General features: G+C 73.5%; 10 protein-coding genes, 2 tRNA genes and 1 pseudogene. 10 read left to right on the top strand and 3 right to left on the bottom strand.

Annotated features, from left to right (window positions below):
* Positions 1–92 precede the first annotated feature (92 nt).
* The 7 genes and pseudogenes from BKI49_RS18325 to BKI49_RS18295 all read left to right on the top strand — a co-directional run bounded on the left by BKI49_RS18325 (position 93) and on the right by BKI49_RS18295 (position 7,811).
* On the top strand, positions 93–1,337 hold the full coding sequence (locus tag BKI49_RS18325) for an acyl-CoA dehydrogenase family protein (protein ID WP_095935356.1): 1,245 nt from the start codon (positions 93–95) through the stop codon (positions 1,335–1,337).
* Between the two features lie 128 nt (positions 1,338–1,465).
* On the top strand, positions 1,466–2,443 hold the full coding sequence (locus BKI49_RS18320; protein ID WP_095935355.1) for a bifunctional MaoC family dehydratase N-terminal/OB-fold nucleic acid binding domain-containing protein: 978 nt from the start codon (positions 1,466–1,468) through the stop codon (positions 2,441–2,443).
* 1 nt (position 2,444) lies between these two features.
* Complete coding sequence (locus BKI49_RS18315; RefSeq protein WP_095935354.1) at positions 2,445–3,506, top strand: acyl-CoA dehydrogenase family protein; 1,062 nt, start codon at positions 2,445–2,447, stop codon at positions 3,504–3,506.
* A pseudogene (locus BKI49_RS18310) lies at positions 3,503–3,880 on the top strand (MaoC family dehydratase); the annotation flags it as partial. The gene BKI49_RS18315 and the pseudogene BKI49_RS18310, both read left to right, overlap by 4 nt.
* Before the next feature lie 143 nt (positions 3,881–4,023).
* Entirely contained in the window at positions 4,024–5,190 is a 1,167-nt protein-coding gene (locus BKI49_RS18305; RefSeq protein ID WP_095935352.1) for a lipid-transfer protein, read from the top strand.
* Between the two features lie 274 nt (positions 5,191–5,464).
* Positions 5,465–6,028, top strand: coding sequence for a SigE family RNA polymerase sigma factor (locus BKI49_RS18300; RefSeq protein WP_095935351.1), 564 nt, complete (start codon positions 5,465–5,467; stop codon positions 6,026–6,028).
* A 127-nt stretch (positions 6,029–6,155) separates the two neighbouring features.
* On the top strand, positions 6,156–7,811 hold the full coding sequence (locus tag BKI49_RS18295) for a long-chain fatty acid--CoA ligase (protein ID WP_179332492.1): 1,656 nt from the start codon (positions 6,156–6,158) through the stop codon (positions 7,809–7,811).
* A 140-nt stretch (positions 7,812–7,951) separates the two neighbouring features.
* Here BKI49_RS18295 and BKI49_RS18290 read toward each other — a convergent pair whose 3' ends face one another.
* Both BKI49_RS18290 and BKI49_RS18285 read right to left on the bottom strand, forming a co-directional pair.
* Positions 7,952–12,088, bottom strand: a complete 4,137-nt coding sequence (locus BKI49_RS18290) for a PAS domain-containing protein (RefSeq protein WP_095935350.1) — start codon at positions 12,086–12,088, stop codon at positions 7,952–7,954.
* 313 nt (positions 12,089–12,401) lie between these two features.
* Entirely contained in the window at positions 12,402–12,929 is a 528-nt protein-coding gene (locus BKI49_RS18285) for an SSI family serine proteinase inhibitor (protein ID WP_179332491.1), read from the bottom strand.
* Between the two features lie 266 nt (positions 12,930–13,195).
* Here BKI49_RS18285 and BKI49_RS18280 point away from each other — a divergent pair.
* The 3 genes from BKI49_RS18280 (at position 13,196) to BKI49_RS18270 (ending at position 14,926) form a co-directional block, all read left to right on the top strand.
* Positions 13,196–13,286: transfer RNA gene (locus BKI49_RS18280), tRNA-Ser, on the top strand.
* A 226-nt stretch (positions 13,287–13,512) separates the two neighbouring features.
* Positions 13,513–13,585, top strand: a tRNA-Arg gene (locus BKI49_RS18275).
* Positions 13,586–13,837: 252 nt separating this feature from the next.
* The gene (locus BKI49_RS18270) at positions 13,838–14,926 is read left to right on the top strand and encodes a DUF1152 domain-containing protein (RefSeq protein ID WP_095935348.1); all 1,089 of its coding nucleotides are present in this window, start codon (positions 13,838–13,840) and stop codon (positions 14,924–14,926) included.
* A 6-nt stretch (positions 14,927–14,932) separates the two neighbouring features.
* Here BKI49_RS18270 and BKI49_RS18265 read toward each other — a convergent pair whose 3' ends face one another.
* Positions 14,933–15,415 carry a MarR family winged helix-turn-helix transcriptional regulator gene (locus tag BKI49_RS18265; RefSeq protein WP_095935347.1) on the bottom strand — a complete coding sequence of 161 codons (483 nt, stop codon included), beginning with the start codon at positions 15,413–15,415 and terminating at the stop codon, positions 14,933–14,935.
* Between the last annotated feature and the right edge of the window lie 29 nt (positions 15,416–15,444).

The following is a 15,444-nucleotide window of genomic DNA, read 5'->3' as shown; positions in this document are numbered from 1 at the left end:
CCCGGACGTCCTGCTCCCGGCCTTGACACCCCGCAGTATCTGACGGACAGTCAGAAACCCTTGTCCGTGCGAGGCCCGGGAGGGCAGCCGCCGTGCACCTCGCCCCCACCGAGCGCCAGCAGCGGCTGCGCGCCGAACTCCGTACGTATTTCCGGGACCTGATGCCCGAAGGGCCACCGCCCGCGGACGACCCCGGACGGCAGCGGGCCCTCCTGCGCCGCATCGGCGCGGACGGACTGCTCGGGCTCGGCTGGCCGGCCGCGTACGGGGGGCAGGGGCGGGGCCCCGACGAGCAGTTCGTGTTCTTCGACGAGGCCTACCGTGCCGGCGCGCCCGTGTCGATGGTCACCCTGAACACGGTCGGACCGACGCTCATGAAGTACGGGAGCGAGGAACAGAAGGCCTACTTCCTTCCGCGCATCCTGAGCGGCGACCTCGTCTTCGCCATCGGTTACTCGGAGCCCTCGGCGGGGACGGACCTCGCCTCCCTGCGCACGCGGGCCGTGCGGGTGGAGGGGGCCGGGAGCCCCGGACCGGGAGACAGCGGTGTCCGTGCGGCCGGGGAAGACGGCGTCCACGGGCGCGGGGAGGCCCGCGGCGACTGGATCGTCGACGGACAGAAGATCTTCACCTCCAACGCCCAGAACGCCGACTGGATCTGGCTCGCCTGCCGGACCGACCCGGACGCCCCCAAGCACCGGGGCATCTCGATCCTCCTCGTGCCGACGGACGCGCCCGGCTTCTCCTGGACCCCGATCGAGACGGTGGGCGGACAGACGACCACCGCCACGTACTACGACGGCATCCGCGTGCCCGCCGCGAACCTCGTCGGCGAGGAGAACGGCGGCTGGGCGCTGATCACCAGCCAGCTCAACCACGAACGTGTCGCGCTCGCCGCGATCGGGATGCAGGCCGAGGACTTCTACACGGCGGCGCTGGAGGCGGCGCGTACGCCCGATCCGGTGACCGGTCGGCGCCGGATTGACGAGCCGTGGGTGCGGTCGAGGCTGGCCGAGGTGCATGCCCGGCTGGCGGCGACACGCCTGCTGAACTGGCGTTTGGTGGGGGATGTGGGGGCCGGCGGACCGGCCCCCGGCGACGCCAGCGGCGTGAAGGTGATGGGAACCGAATCCGCGGTGGCGGTGTACCGAATGTGTCAGGAGATCGTCGGAGAGCGAGCGCTCGTGCGCTCCGGCTCGCCAGGGGCCTTCGGGGACGGCGGGCTGGAGCGGATGAACAGGGCGGCGCAGATCAACACGTTCGGGGGCGGGGTGAGCGAGGTGCAGCGGGAGATCGTGGCGACGATGCGGCTCGGGATGAAGAGGGGGCGGCGGTGAGCGGGGAGCAGGGGCAGGGGAAGTGGGCCGAGTCGCGGGCAGGGGACCGGACGGACGGTCCGGAGCCCGTCGCACGCGCTCGGTCGGATGGTCCCCAGGCCGTGGCGCCGGCCCGATCGGACGGTCCGGTGCCTGCCGTCCCGGAGCGTGCGGACGGTCCGGACGAGCTGTACGGGCGGCTCAAGGCGTACGAGGGCCGGGTGGCCGCCGTCGCGGCCGTCGGCAAGGACCGGGTCAACGAGGCGATGATCCGCCACTGGTGCGAGGCGATGGGCGACACCAACCCGGCGTACGAAGGGCCGGACGCCGTCGCGCCGCCCACCATGCTCCAGGCGTGGACGATGGGTGGCCTGTCCGGGCACACGGGTCGCTCGGAAGCGTTCGACGAGTTGCTCGGACTGCTCGACGACGCCGGGTACACCTCGGTGGTCGCCACCGACTGCGAGCAGGAGTATCTGCGTCCGCTGCGCCCCGGGGACGAGATCACCTTCGACGCGGTGATCGAGTCGGTCTCCGAGCGCAAGACGACCAGGCTGGGGACGGGCCACTTCGTCACGACCCGGATGGATGTGAGGGCGGGAGGCGACCCCGCCGGGACACACCGGTTCCGCATCCTGAAGTACGCGCCCGCCCGCCGCACACCGAAGGGCAGGCGCCCCCGACCGGTGGTGAACCGGGACAACGCCGGGTTCTGGGAGGGCGTCGGGCGCCACCGCCTGCTGATCCAGCGGTGCACGGGCTGTCGCGCGCTGCGCTTCCCCTGGCTGCCGGGATGCAACGCGTGCGGCTGCCCGGAGTGGGACACGGTCGAGGCGAGCGGCGAGGGGACCGTCTATTCGTACGTCGTCATGCACCACCCGCCCTTCCCGGCCTTCGACCCTCCCTATGCGGTCGGCCTGATCGAGCTCGCCGAGGGAGTACGGATCGTCAGCAACGTGGTGGGCGTTCCGCACGACCAGGTGCGGATCGGAATGCCCGTGCGGCTCGAGTTCCAGCGCTGTGACGAGGAGCTGGAGCTGCCGGTCTTCCGGGCCGACGCGGTCGACGGCGCCGTGGCCGGCGACGGAGCGTTCCGTGGCGCTGTGACCGCCGGCGGGGGGCGCTGACATGGACTTCGCGCCCACCGAGGAGCAGACGGCCGCCCGTGACCTGGCCGCCCGGATCTTCACCGACCTGGCCACCCCCGAGCGGCTCGCCGCGGCCGGGACCGGAAGCGATCCCGAACTGTGGAAGGAGCTGTGCGCGGCCGGACTGGTGGCGGCCGTCGGGGACACGGGACTGCTCGGCCTGGTGCTCCTGCTGGAGGAGCAGGGACGCACCACGGCCCAGGTGCCGTTCGCGGCGAGCTGCGTCCACGGGCTCCTCGCGGTCATGGCGCACGGTTCGACGGAACAGCGCGACCGTCTGCTGCCGGCCGTCGCCGACGGGACGGTGGTGGTGGCCGGCGCGCTCTCCGGGCCCTCGGCCGTGCGGGAGGCGGCAGGGCGGCTGGCCGGGGTCGTCCCGGTCGTGCCCTGGCTGCGGGACGCCACCCATGTCCTGGTCGCCGACGACCGGCGCCGGCTGTGGCTGGTGCGCACCGCAGATGCCCGGTGCCGTCCCGTGGAGCTGACGGCGCCCTGGTCGGCGGGGCGGCTGATCCTGGACGGCACCCAGGGCGAGCGACTGGGCGGCGAGGGCGCGTACGACGACATGCTCGCCACGGCCCGCACCGCCTTCGCCGGTCTTCAGGCCGGGGTCTGCGCGGGGTCGCTGGCGCGTGCCGTGGAGCACACCAACGCGCGCGAGCAGTTCGGCCGTCCGCTAGCCGCCAGACAGGGCGTGCAACTCCGCGCGGCCGACGCCCACATGGACACCGAGGCGATACGGGTGACGGCGTACGAGGCGGCCTGGCGACGGGACGCGGGACTGGCGTACGCCACGCACGCCCTGACCGCCGCGTGGTGGGCGTCCGAGGCGGGCCACCGGGTCGTGCACACGGGCCAGCATCTGCACGGCGGGGCGGGGGCCGACGTGGAGCATCCCGTCCACCGGCACTTCCTGTGGGGGCGCCAGCTGGACGCGTATCTGGGATGTGGCGGCGAAGTGCTGCAGGAACTGGGCGAGTTGATCGCCACCGAGGGAGTGCAGGCCGCGCGGGCCGTGGGAGACGGGGAGGGAGAGGGATGAAGAGCGGCGACCGACTGCCACCGTTGGAGATCGACATCACGCGCACGCTGATCGTCGCGGGCGCCATCGCGTCCCGCGACTACCAGGACGTGCACCACGACGCCGAGCTGGCCAGGGCGAAGGGCTCGCCGGACATCTTCATGAACATCCTGACGACCAACGGCCTGGTCGGACGGTACGTCACGGACCACTTCGGTCCGTCCGCCGTCCTGCGCAAGGTGGTCATACGTCTCGGCGCACCCAACTACCCGGGGGACACCATGGTGCTGACCGGCACGGTCGAGGAGGTCGACGGCGACACCGCCACGATCACGGTCGTCGGAGCCAACGGCATCGGCAAGCACGTCACCGGCACGGTGACCGTGACGCTCCCCGAGACCGGCCGCCCGGGCAGCGGTACGGCCTTGGGCACCGACACCGCCGCGGGCACCGGCACGACCTCGGACGTCGGACCCGGCCCTGGCCCGGACGTCGGCCCCGGATCCGCCGGTGCCCCGGTCTCCGAGGGAGGGGTGTCGTGAGTGTGCGCGGACGGGACGGTCTCGGCGGCCGGGCGGCGATCGTCGGGATCGGGGCCACCGAGTTCTCCAAGGACTCGGGGCGCAGTGAGCTGAGGCTCGCGGTGGAGGCGGTGCGGGCCGCGCTCGACGACGCCGGCCTGACGCCCGGCGACGTGGACGGCCTGGTCACGTTCACCATGGACACCAGCCCGGAGATCACCGTCGCCCAGGCGTCCGGCATGGGAGAGCTGTCGTTCTTCTCACGGATCCACTACGGGGGCGGGGCGGCCTGCGCGACCGTCCAGCAGGCGGCGCTCGCCGTGGCGTCCGGGGTGGCCGAGGTGGTGGTCTGCTACCGGGCGTTCAACGAGCGGTCGGGCAGGCGGTTCGGGTCCGGGGTGCAGCAGCGGGAGCCCTCCGCGGAGGGGGCCGCGCTGGGCTGGTCCCTCCCGTTCGGACTGCTCACGCCCGCCTCCTGGGTGGCGATGGCGGCCCAGCGGTATCTGCACGCGTACGGGCTGACGCCCGAGGCGTTCGGGCATGTCGCCGTGATGGACCGCAAGTACGCGGCGACGAACCCCGCGGCGTACTTCCACGGCAGACCGATCACCCTCGCCGAGCACGCGGCCTCGCGGTGGATCGTCGAGCCACTGCGGCTGCTGGACTGCTGTCAGGAGACGGACGGCGGCCAGGCGCTGGTGATCACCTCCGTGGAGCGCGCCCGCGACCTTTCACGTCCCCCGGCGGTGATCTCGGCCGCCGCCCAGGGCGCGGGCCGGGCCCAGGAGCAGATGACCAGCTTCTACCGGGACGACCTGACGGGGCTGCCGGAGATGGGCGTGGTGGCCCGGCAGTTGTGGCGGACGGCCGGGCTGAATCCCGCGGACATCGACGTGGGGATCCTGTACGACCACTTCACGCCGTTCGTGCTGATGCAGCTGGAGGAGTTCGGGTTCTGCAAACCGGGTGAGGCGGCGGATCTCGTCGCCGAGGAGCGGCTCCCGCTGAACACGCACGGCGGGCAGCTCGGGGAGGCGTATCTGCACGGGATGAACGGAGTGGCGGAGGCGGTCCGGCAGGTGCGGGGCACCTCGGTGAACCAGATACCGGGGGCGGGCCGTGTCCTGGTCACCGCCGGGACCGGGGTCCCGACCTCGGGGCTGATCCTGAGTACGGACACCTGAGGGGGCCGCCGGGGCACGCCCCGCGATGGGGGTGCCCGGCGCGAGGTGACATCGGGGCAGGTCCGGGGCCCGGCGCACGGCCCACGGGCGCGGGCGCGCACCGCGCTCCCGTACTGCGGGCGGAGTCGTCCCTCAGGGATGAACCCTCAGGGGGTGTGCCTGCTCGTCCACCTTCAGGAGGTGAGGTCAGCCCCACTCCTACAACCTGAGGCGGACACGGCTTCGGGACCTGCGGCCGATCCGCGGGAGTAGGGGGCGAACCTAGCGTGGAGCCATGACCACACCCGTCTGCACCAGCGCTTCGGACGCCGCCACACCGGCGAGGCAGACCCGTCCGTACGCGCCGTACCCGTCGTTCGCGTCGTACGTGAAGGCCCGCCAGCCGGTGCTGCTGCGTACCGCTCGCTCGCTGACCGCGAACCCGAGCGACGCGGAGGACCTGCTGCAGACCGCCCTGACGAAGACGTACGTCGCCTGGGACCGGATCGAGGACCACCGGGCGCTGGACGGCTATGTGCGGCGCGCGCTGCTGAACACGCGGACGTCGCAGTGGCGCAAGCGCAAGGTCGACGAGTTCGCCTGCGACGAACTGCCGGAGCCGGAGGTGCTGCCCACGGGGGACCCGGCCGAACAGCAGGCGCTGCACGACGCGATGTGGCGGGCGATCACCAAGCTGCCGGCGCGGCAGCGGGCGATGGTCGTCCTGCGGTACTACGAGGACCTGAGCGAGGCCCAGACGGCGGAGGTGCTCGGAGTCTCCGTCGGGACGGTCAAGTCGGCGGTGTCGCGCGCGCTGGGCAAGCTGCGTGAGGACCCCGAGCTCAGCCCGGTGCGCTGACAGGAGGCGCGCGACCAATACGTGACGCGATCGATCGCCCGGACCTAGTGACATACCGCGCGGTATGTGCGCAGAATCAGCGCAACCCTTACTGCCGCGTAGGCAATGTCGCCCCCGGGAGGACGCCGTGCTGAGCACGATGCAGGACGTACCGCTGACCGTGACCCGCATTCTCGTGCACGGAGTACTCGTGCACGGGACGTCGCAGATCACGACCTGGACGGGGGAGGGCGAACCCCAGCGGCGCAGTTTCCGTGAGGCAGGTACGCGTGCCGTCCAGCTCGCCAACGCCCTGCGCGACGACCTCGGTGTGACGGGCGACGAGCGGGTCGCGACGCTGATGTGGAACAACGCCGAGCACGTCGAGGCGTACTTCGCGATCCCCTCCATGGGCGCGGTCCTGCACACGCTGAACCTCCGCCTCCCCGCCGAGCAGCTCGTCTTCATCGTCAACCACGCCGCCGACCGCGTGGTCATCGTCAACGGCTCGCTGCTTCCGCTCCTCGCCCCGCTCCTCCCCCACCTGCCGACCCTCGAGCACGTGGTCGTCTCGGGGCCCGGCGACCGCTCGCTGCTCGACGGCGCGAACGTGCGGGTGCACGAGTACGAGGAGCTGATCGCCGGGAAGCCGACCACGTACGACTGGCCGGAGATCGACGAGCGGCAGGCCGCGGCGATGTGTTACACCTCCGGCACCACCGGGGACCCGAAGGGCGTCGTCTACTCCCACCGTTCGATCTACCTGCACTCCATGCAGGTCAACATGGCCCAGTCGATGGGGCTCACCGACCGCGACACCTCGCTCGTCGTGGTCCCGCAGTTCCACGTCAACGCCTGGGGTCTGCCGCACGCCACGTTCATGACCGGCATCAACATGCTGATGCCGGACCGCTTCCTCCAGCCGGGGCCGCTCGCCGAGATGATCGAGAGCGAGAAGCCGACGCACGCCGCGGCCGTCCCCACCATCTGGCAGGGCCTGCTCACTGAACTCCGGGCCAAGCCCCGCGACGTCTCCTCGCTCACCCAGGTCACGATCGGCGGCTCCGCCTGCCCGCCCTCGCTCATGAAGGCCTTCGACGACCTCGGCATGCGGGTCTGCCACGCCTGGGGCATGACCGAGACCTCGCCGCTCGGCACGATCGCCCGGCCCCCGGCGCACGCCGTCGGCACGGACGAGGAGTTCGGCTACCGGCTCACCCAGGGTCGCTTCCCCGCCGGTGTCGAGGCCCGCCTCACCGGCCCCGGCGGCGAACGGCTCCCCTGGGACGGCGAGTCCGCCGGCGAGCTGGAGGTGCGGGGCCCCTGGATCGCGGGCGCGTACTACGGCGGACAGGGCGCCGAACCGCTGCGTCCCGCCGACAAGTTCAGCGAGGACGGGTGGCTCAAGACCGGTGACGTCGGCACGATCAGCGCGGACGGCTTCCTGACCCTCACCGACCGCGCCAAGGACGTCATCAAGTCGGGCGGCGAGTGGATCTCCTCGGTGGACCTGGAGAACGCCCTCATGTCCCACCCGGACGTCGCCGAGGCCGCCGTCGTCGCCGTCCCCGACGAGAAGTGGGGCGAGCGGCCGCTGGCCACCGTCGTCCTGAAGGCGGGTTCGACCGCCGACTTCGAGACCCTGCGCGGCTTCCTCGCCGAGGAGGGGAAGATCGCCAAGTGGCAGCTCCCCGAGCGCTGGACGATCATCGAGTCGGTCCCGAAGACCAGCGTCGGCAAGTTCGACAAGAAGGTGCTCCGCAGGCAGTACGCGGAGGGTGAGCTGGACGTGACCAAGCTCTGACACGCACGACGCAGGCCGGGCCGGGAGTCACGACTCCCGGCCCGGCCTGCGTCGTGTCCCGGCCTGCGCATGTCCTGGTCGGCTCGGCGGCCCGTCGGTGCGGGCCGCCGGACGGTCAGTCGGTGCGGGCCGCCCGACGGTCAGTTGGTGCCGATCTTCGCGAGGAGGTCGACGATCCGGTCCTGCACCTCCGCGCTCGTCGAGCGCTCGGCGAGGAACAGCACCGTCTCGCCCGCGGCCAGGCGCGGCAGTTCGGCCTGGTCGAAGGCGGCGGTGTAGACGACGAGCGGAGTGCGGTTCAACTGGCCGTTGGCGCGCAGCCAGTCGATGATCCCGGCGCGTCGCCGCTGCACCTGCATCAGGTCCATCACCACGAGGTTCGGCCGCATCTGCGAGGCCAGCGTGACGGCGTCCGCGTCCGTCGACGCCCGGGCGACCTGCATGCCGCGCCGCTCCAGCGTCGCGGTCAGCGCCAGCGCTATCTCCGCGTGCTCCTCGATCAGCAGCACGCGCGGCGGGTGCTGATCGGAGTCCCGGGGCGCCAACGCCTTGAGGAGCACGGCGGGATCGGCGCCGTAGGCCGCCTCCCGCGTCGCCTGGCCGAGCCCGGCGGTCACGAGGACGGGCACCTCGGCGGCGACGGCCGCCTGACGCAGCGACTGCAACGCCGTCCGCGTGATCGGCCCGGTCAGCGGGTCCACGAAGAGCGCGGCCGGGAAGGCGGCGATCTGCGCGTCGACCTCCTCCCGGGAGTGCACGACGACGGGCCGGTAGCCGCGGTCGCTCAGCGCCTGCTGGGTGGTGACGTCGGGTGCGGGCCACACGAGCAGCCGGCGCGGGTTGTCCAGCGGCTCGGGGGGCAGTTCGTCGTCCATCGGCCGCGGCTGCGGCGGGTCGGCGATCTCGACCGCACCGCCCGGGCCGTCGAGCGGCTCGGGGCCCTCGTCGGCGTTTTCGTCCGGTGCTCCTATGGCGTAGGACCGTCCGGCACCCTCGGTGGCTCCGGGCCGCCGGGACCCGGGGGCCGCCGAGCCCTGGCCGCCCTGCGGATGAGGCCGTGCGCCCGTCTCCGGACGCTCCGCGGCGGGCTCGGGAGGTGTGCCGAGCTTGCGGCGGCGGCCCGAGCCGTTGGTCTGGTGCGGGGGCGGCGTGGCCGTCTGGGACGGCGCCGGCGCCTGGGGGCCCGGCTGGCTCGGCGCGGGCTGCCGGGTGAACGGGACGCCCTGACCGAGCGTGCGCACGCTTATGGCGCGGCCCTGCGTCGAGTTGGGGTCGACCGGTGCCGCGGCCTCGGCGGGCAGCGGCTGGGCGGCGCGCGGCTGGACCGGGCGCTCAGGGGGCAGCGGGGTGCCCGCGGCGGGGGTCGCACGGGCCGCGTCCGGCGCGGGGAGCGCCTCAGGCGCGGGCTGCACCGGGGTGCCGCCGGCGGGAGTGCCCGCGGCGTCGTCGGCGTGCGCGTCGGGCCACGCCTGCGGGGCAGCGCCCGGCACCGCCGTGGCGGGCTGCGGCCGGGCTGCGGTGCCCGCGGCGGGAGTGGCCTGGGCGGCAGCGGTCCGCGGCCTCTGTGCGGGAACCGGCTGCCCGGCGGCGTCGGCAGGCACCGCCCCGGGAACGCCCTGCGCGGGAACACCCGGCACCGGCACGGCCTGCCCGGGAGCCACCTGGGCCGGAACGCCCTGCGCGGGAACGCCCTGCGGCGGGGTCCCCGTAGGCTCCGGCCGGTCCGCGGCCGGACGGGCCCGCCGCCGGCCCGTGGGCGCGGAGACGGGGTGCGGCTGCGGCGGCGTGTGATCGTCGGCCGGGTCGTGCGCCATCACGTCATGACGGCCGTCGTCGGCCTGTGTGTGACCGGCGGCGACACTCGCGGCGTACTGCGCCTGCGCCTGGGCCTCGGCCTGGACGTACTCGGGAGAGCGGTCCGCCTCCGCGGGCGGCAGCGCGAACACCGTACGGGCGCCCGCGTCCTGCGTGGCGGCACGCTCGGCCGCGGCGGCCAGCGCACGACGGCGCCGTCCGGTCGGCTGCGCCGCGTCCGTGGCGGCCGGCTCCTGCGCGGCCGCGGCGGCGGGCGCGCTCGGCGCCGCGGGCAACGCCGCGGGAAGCGCGTGCTGTTCGCCGTCCCGGCGCGCGCGCCGCCCCGAGGGCACGGGCACACCCTGCGGAGGCACCGTCCCGCCCAGCCCCGTGCCCGCGGCGGCGGTCCCCGCCGCGTGCTCGGCCGCGGTGACGACCGCGCCCTCCGAGACGTCGTCCGTGGCGCCCGGGCCCGTACCACCGCCCGTGCCCTCGGCGGAACTCGGCCGGCCGCGTCGCCGCCCGGTACCGCCGGAACCGGCCGCACCGGCGTCACCGGAATCCTCGACCGCCGTCCCCTGCGCGGGAACGGACACCTCGCCGGCCTCCTGCCCCTCGGCCGCACGCCGGCGGCGGCGACCGGTGGGGGCGGAGTCGCCGGCCTCGGCCGCGGGTGCGGAACCCGCCACCTCGCTCTCCAGGAAGGCGTCCACGGAGGACCGCCGGGCCCGCCGCCTGCCGCCGCCCTGGGGCGCGGCCTGCTCGGGAATGGCGACCTCGGCGCCGGGCGCGTCCTCGACCCGCCCGGCCGGAACCGCCCCCGCGCCACCGCCGATCGGCACCTCCAGGACGAACGCGCTGCCGCTCATCCCCGGCACCTCGTGCGTCTGGAGCACACCGCCGTGCGCGCGGACGATGCCGCGGACGATCGGCTCGTGCACCGGGTCTCCCCCGGCGTACGGGCCGCGCACCTCGATGCGGACGACCTCACCGCGCTGCGCCGCCGCGACCACGACGGTGTTGTCCATGTAACCGCCCGCCGACACCGGCGCGTTGCCCGTCGCGTCGACCCCGGCCACATCGGCGATGAGGTGCGCGAGGGCGTTCGCCAGCCGGGTCGGGTCGACCTCCGCCTCGATGGGCGGCGCGTGCACGGCGAACTGGACGCGGCCGGGCCCGATCAGGTCCACGGCGCCCTCGACCCCGGCCGCGACGACCGCGTCGAGCATCACCTTCGTACGGGCGACCTCCTCGGCCCCGGAGTCGAGCCGCTGGTAGCCGAGCACGTTGTCGACGAGCGTCGTGATCCGCGAGTAGCCCGCGGCGAGATGGTGCAGGACCTGGTTGGCCTCCGGCCACAGCTGGCCGGCGTCGTCGGCGGCGAGCTTGGACAGTTCGCCGCGCAGCTGGTCCAGGGGGCCGCGCAGGGACTGGCCGAGCACGGCGAGCAGCTGCTCGTGGCGGGCGGCCAGCGCCTCGTACCGGTCCTTCTCGCGCTCGCCGAGCGCCGCGTAGCGCTCGTCGCCCGCGGCCAGTTCCTCCGTGTGCCGCTCCTGCTGCTCGGCCAGCTCGGCGGCGTGCTGCTCGCGCAGCGCCCCGAGCTCCTCGGCGTGCTCCTCGGCACGCTGTCCGAGCTCCTCGGCGTGCCGGGTGGCCTCGGCGTCCTTCTCCTCGGCGAGCGTGTCGTAGGGCCGCCGGTCGGTGAAGGTCATGACGGCGCCGACGAGCTGGTCGCCGTCACGCACCGGAGCGGTCGTCAGGTCGACGGGCACCTTGTCCCCGGACTTCGACCACAGCACCTGCCCGCGCACCCGGTGCTTGCGCCCGGAGCGCAGGGTGTCGGCGAGCGGGGACTCCTCGTACGGGAAGCCCTCTCCGTCGGCGCGCGAGTGGAGGATGAGGGCGTGCAGGTCCTGGCCGCCGAGGTCGCTGGCCCGGTATCCGAGGATCTGGGCGGCGGCCGGGTTGACGAGGACGACGCGGCCCTCGGTGTCGGTGCCGACCACGCCCTCGGCCGCGGCCCGCAGGATCATCTCGGTCTGCCGTTGCGAACGCGCGAGTTCGGCCTCGGTGTCGACCGTGCCGGACAGATCGCGGACCACCAGCATGAGCAGCTCGTCGGCGGTGTAGCCGTAGCTGTCGTAGGCCTGCTGGCCGTTCTCCAGATTCGCACTGGTGACTTCGACCGGGAACTCGCTCCCGTCGGTCCGCCGCGCGATCATCCTGGTCGGCTTGGTCCGCCCGCTCTGGTCGATGGTGTCGGGCCGTCGCATCGAGCCGGGGATCAGCCGGGAGTCGAACTGCGGCAGCAGGTCGAGCAGTCCGCGGCCCACCAGAGCCGTGCCCGGGGCCTCGAAGGCCTCCAGGGCGATGGTGTTGGCGTTGACGACGGTCCCATTTGCGTTGACCAGCACCAACGCATCGGGCAGCGCGTCCAGTATGGCTGCGAGGCGAGCAGCGCCTCGGGATGGCCTGCTGCTCACGAGACGCTTCCTCCCTGTTACCGCACCTTGCCGACCGCGGATGCCATCTTGCCAACCGGCCCGCAGCGTGTCACGCGAGGGAGTCTACGGGCAGTGGTTGCGCTCGCGACGCCGGATGAGAGGGAGGTCGCACGCAGAACAGACGCAGAAGAGACGTAGAACCTGTGACCACGCATTTCGTCCCACTCCACCGGCGCTCCCACTCCACCGGCGCTCCCACTCCACCGGCGCTCCCGCTCCGGTCCGGGCTCCGGTCGTCCCTCGCCCGCCCGGACCGGCCGTGGGTCCGGCGGACGCCGGACCGGGGTTCCGGTTAGGGCCCCAGGCTGGGCAGCAGCGGTACGAGACCGTCCCAGCGCGCGATCTCGCAGCCGTCCGTGCGGTCGAAGCGCGCGTCCACGGGCCGTCCGGCCCAGGTCCCGGTGACATGCGCGGTGGCGGGACCGCCGTACAGCATCGTGCACATCGTCCCGGGCGGCACGGGGGCGAAGGGGTCCTTGCCCCACGTGGTGTTCCGGTCCAGCTCGGCGCAGGCCTCGGCCGCGTCCGGATGACTGCCGCCGCTGGGGTGGCACCGCAGTTCGTACGTCCCGTCCGCGTCGCCGCCGGCGCCGTGGACGGTCACGGTCAGCCGGTCCCCGGAGTCCTCGTCCCGGGCGGGCGGGGGCATGAGGACCGGCCGCACGTGGACCGGTGTGCCGTGCGAGACCGGGCCGGGCGCGGACGCGACGGCCGGCACCGCGGACGCCGCGGGCACGGCCGGTACGGCGGCGGAGGCGGTCGGTGCGGTGGAGAGCGCGGCGGCGGACGCCGCGGCGGTGAGAACGATTCGGTGGAGCATGCCCTGTCTAACGCCGGGCGCCCCGCACGGTTGCGCGCCGATCCGGTCACGCGGCCGGCCGCCACCCGGCCGGGCGTCCGCGGCCGGCCCCGCCGGGTGTCCGTTCCCGGCCCCGCCCGGTTCTTCGCCGCGACACCCGTGTCCACCTCATACGGGCTTTGCCCTGCGGCCCGCCTGCCTAGTACCGTGGGGGGCGATTGGTGACACCGCGCTCGACTGTGTCATCATCTGCACGCACCACTCGCGCTCGCGCGGGCGGCTGTGCGGGAGGCGTCGCCTAGTCCGGTCTATGGCGCCGCACTGCTAATGCGGTTTGGGCCTTAAAGCCCATCGAGGGTTCAAATCCCTCCGCCTCCGCCTCAAGATCCGAAGCCCCGGTCCAGTTGGACCGGGGCTTCGGCGTTCATGCGCCCCCGACCATGGCCCCGGCGGGCCGGCGAAACGGTCCGGAAGGGCGTTTGCCCAGCTCACAAGGGGTGCGGCAAACGGATTTCACATGGCGGCGGCAGTCATGTAATGTTCTTCCTGTCGCCGCGAGCGGGCCGAAAGGCCGGGGAGCGGAGGCGAAAGCACAACAGAACAAGCACTCGTAGCTTAACGGATAGAGCATCTGACTACGGATCAGAAGGTTGCAGGTTCGAATCCTGCCGAGTGCACATGGACAAGAGGCCCCGGAGAGATCCGGGGCCTCTTGCGTTTCGGTGATCCGCCGTGCGGCGGGTCGGCTGGAAAGCGTGCAGTCGGTGGGAAAGCGCGGCGGGAACCGCCGGGACCGCGGCACCCGGAATACGGAGCGCGGATGCGGACCCCCGGCAGTGCCGGTGCGCCGCGGGGATTGCCGGTGCGGGTCCCCGGACAAGTGGCGCCGAGCCGTGGAGGCCGGGCCGCACTGCTCGTAGGCTGAAGTCATGACGAGGCTGATCGTCGCAGCGGGAGGCGGGGGTGACGCCGTCGCCGCCGCGATGCTCGACGGCGCTCTGCACGGCGACGGGGACCGGACGGTGATCCTCACCTACGCCTGGGACCGCCTGCTGAGCGATGCGGTGCCGGGCCCCCGCGGGCCGGGCCGCTTCACCGGCCTCGAACGGCTCACCCCGGCGGTCCGGACCGTGCCGGGCGGGGCCCGCCCGATCGCCCCGGCGGGTTCCACGCTGCCGCGCCTGGCGGCCGCCCTCCCGCAGACGTTCGCCCTGATCGACCCGGACCACGGTGCCGAGGGCATCACCCGCCAAGTCGAAGAGCTGATCAGCCATTTGGAGCCGGACTCGATCGATCTTCTGGACGTCGGCGGGGACATCCTCGCCCGCGGCGACGAGCCGACGCTGCAGAGTCCCCTGGCGGACGCGCTGACCCTCGCGGCGTGCTGCCAGGTGAACGCGTCCGTACGGCTCCTGGTGGCGGGCCCCGGGCTGGACGGCGAACTCCCGCCCGACGAACTGCGCGACCTGCTCGGCCCTGTCGTCCACACCTTCACGGCCGAGGACGTCGAGGCGGTCGGCACGGTCCTGGAATGGCACCCCTCCGAAGCGGCCGCGATGCTCGCGGCGACCGCCCGCGGAGTGCGCGGCGTCTGCGAGGCGGTGGGCGCCGGGCGCGCCGTGCCCCTCACCGACGAGGGCCCGACGGTCCACGTGGCCGACCTGGACGCCGCCCTCGCCCGCAGCCGGCTGGGCAGCGCGATCATGGAGACGGAGACCCTGCGCGAGGTCGAGGCGAGCAGCCGGGAGATCTGCGGTTTCTCGGAGATCGACCGTGAGCGGGAGAACGCCGCACGGCTCGACGAGGAGCCGGCGGAGGAGCTCGACGCGCGCGTCCTGCTCGACCGGCTGGACCGGTTCGAGGCGCAGGCGCGTGACCGAGGGGTCACGCATGCGACGTTCGGCCGTCTCGCCGAGGTGCTGGGCCTCGGCGGAGCGCGGCACGACGAGCTCCGGCGGCTCCTGGCCGAGGAGCGCCCCGGGCGGTACGGACCGCCGCTGTGGCCGCTGTCGTCGTAGGAGCCGTCAGCCGTTCGGCTCGCGCAGCTCTTCCAGGTAGTCGCTCATCAGCTCGCCCGTGCGGGTGAACAGGTCGTCGAGCAGGGATAGTTCGTCGGGGGTGTACTCGGCGAGGAGCGCGTTCAGGCGCGTGTAGTACGGCTCGTAGAGCGCCGTGACGCGGGCGACGGCGTCGGGCTGTGCGGCGATGCGGACGCGGCGGCGGTCGGCGGGGTCGGGGCGGCGGGCGACGTAGCCGGCACGTTCGAGGCGGTTGAGGATGCCGGTGACGGCGCCGGTGGTGACATGGGCGCGTTCCGCGAGGTCGCCCGCCGTGAGCAGGTCGTCGCCCGCCTCCAGGACGAACGCGAAGCACGTGAGGTCGGTGACGTTCAGGTTCAGCCGCTGGGCCATCTCCTGCTGGCCGAACATGCTCGTCGCGATCAGGTGGTCCATCGCGGAGAGGGTCCGGGCCGGTGTCGCGGGCGGGCGCGGCGTGCCCTGAGCCATCGAAATTCCCTTACATCGTGAGAGGTTTA

Source organism: Streptomyces sp. Tue6028 (assembly GCF_002300165.1).
In the GTDB taxonomy this organism is placed as follows: Bacteria; Actinomycetota; Actinomycetes; order Streptomycetales; family Streptomycetaceae; genus Streptomyces; species Streptomyces siamensis.
The sequence above is the reverse complement of the archived record's forward strand: the minus strand, read 5'-3'. Positions and strand labels throughout refer to the sequence as shown.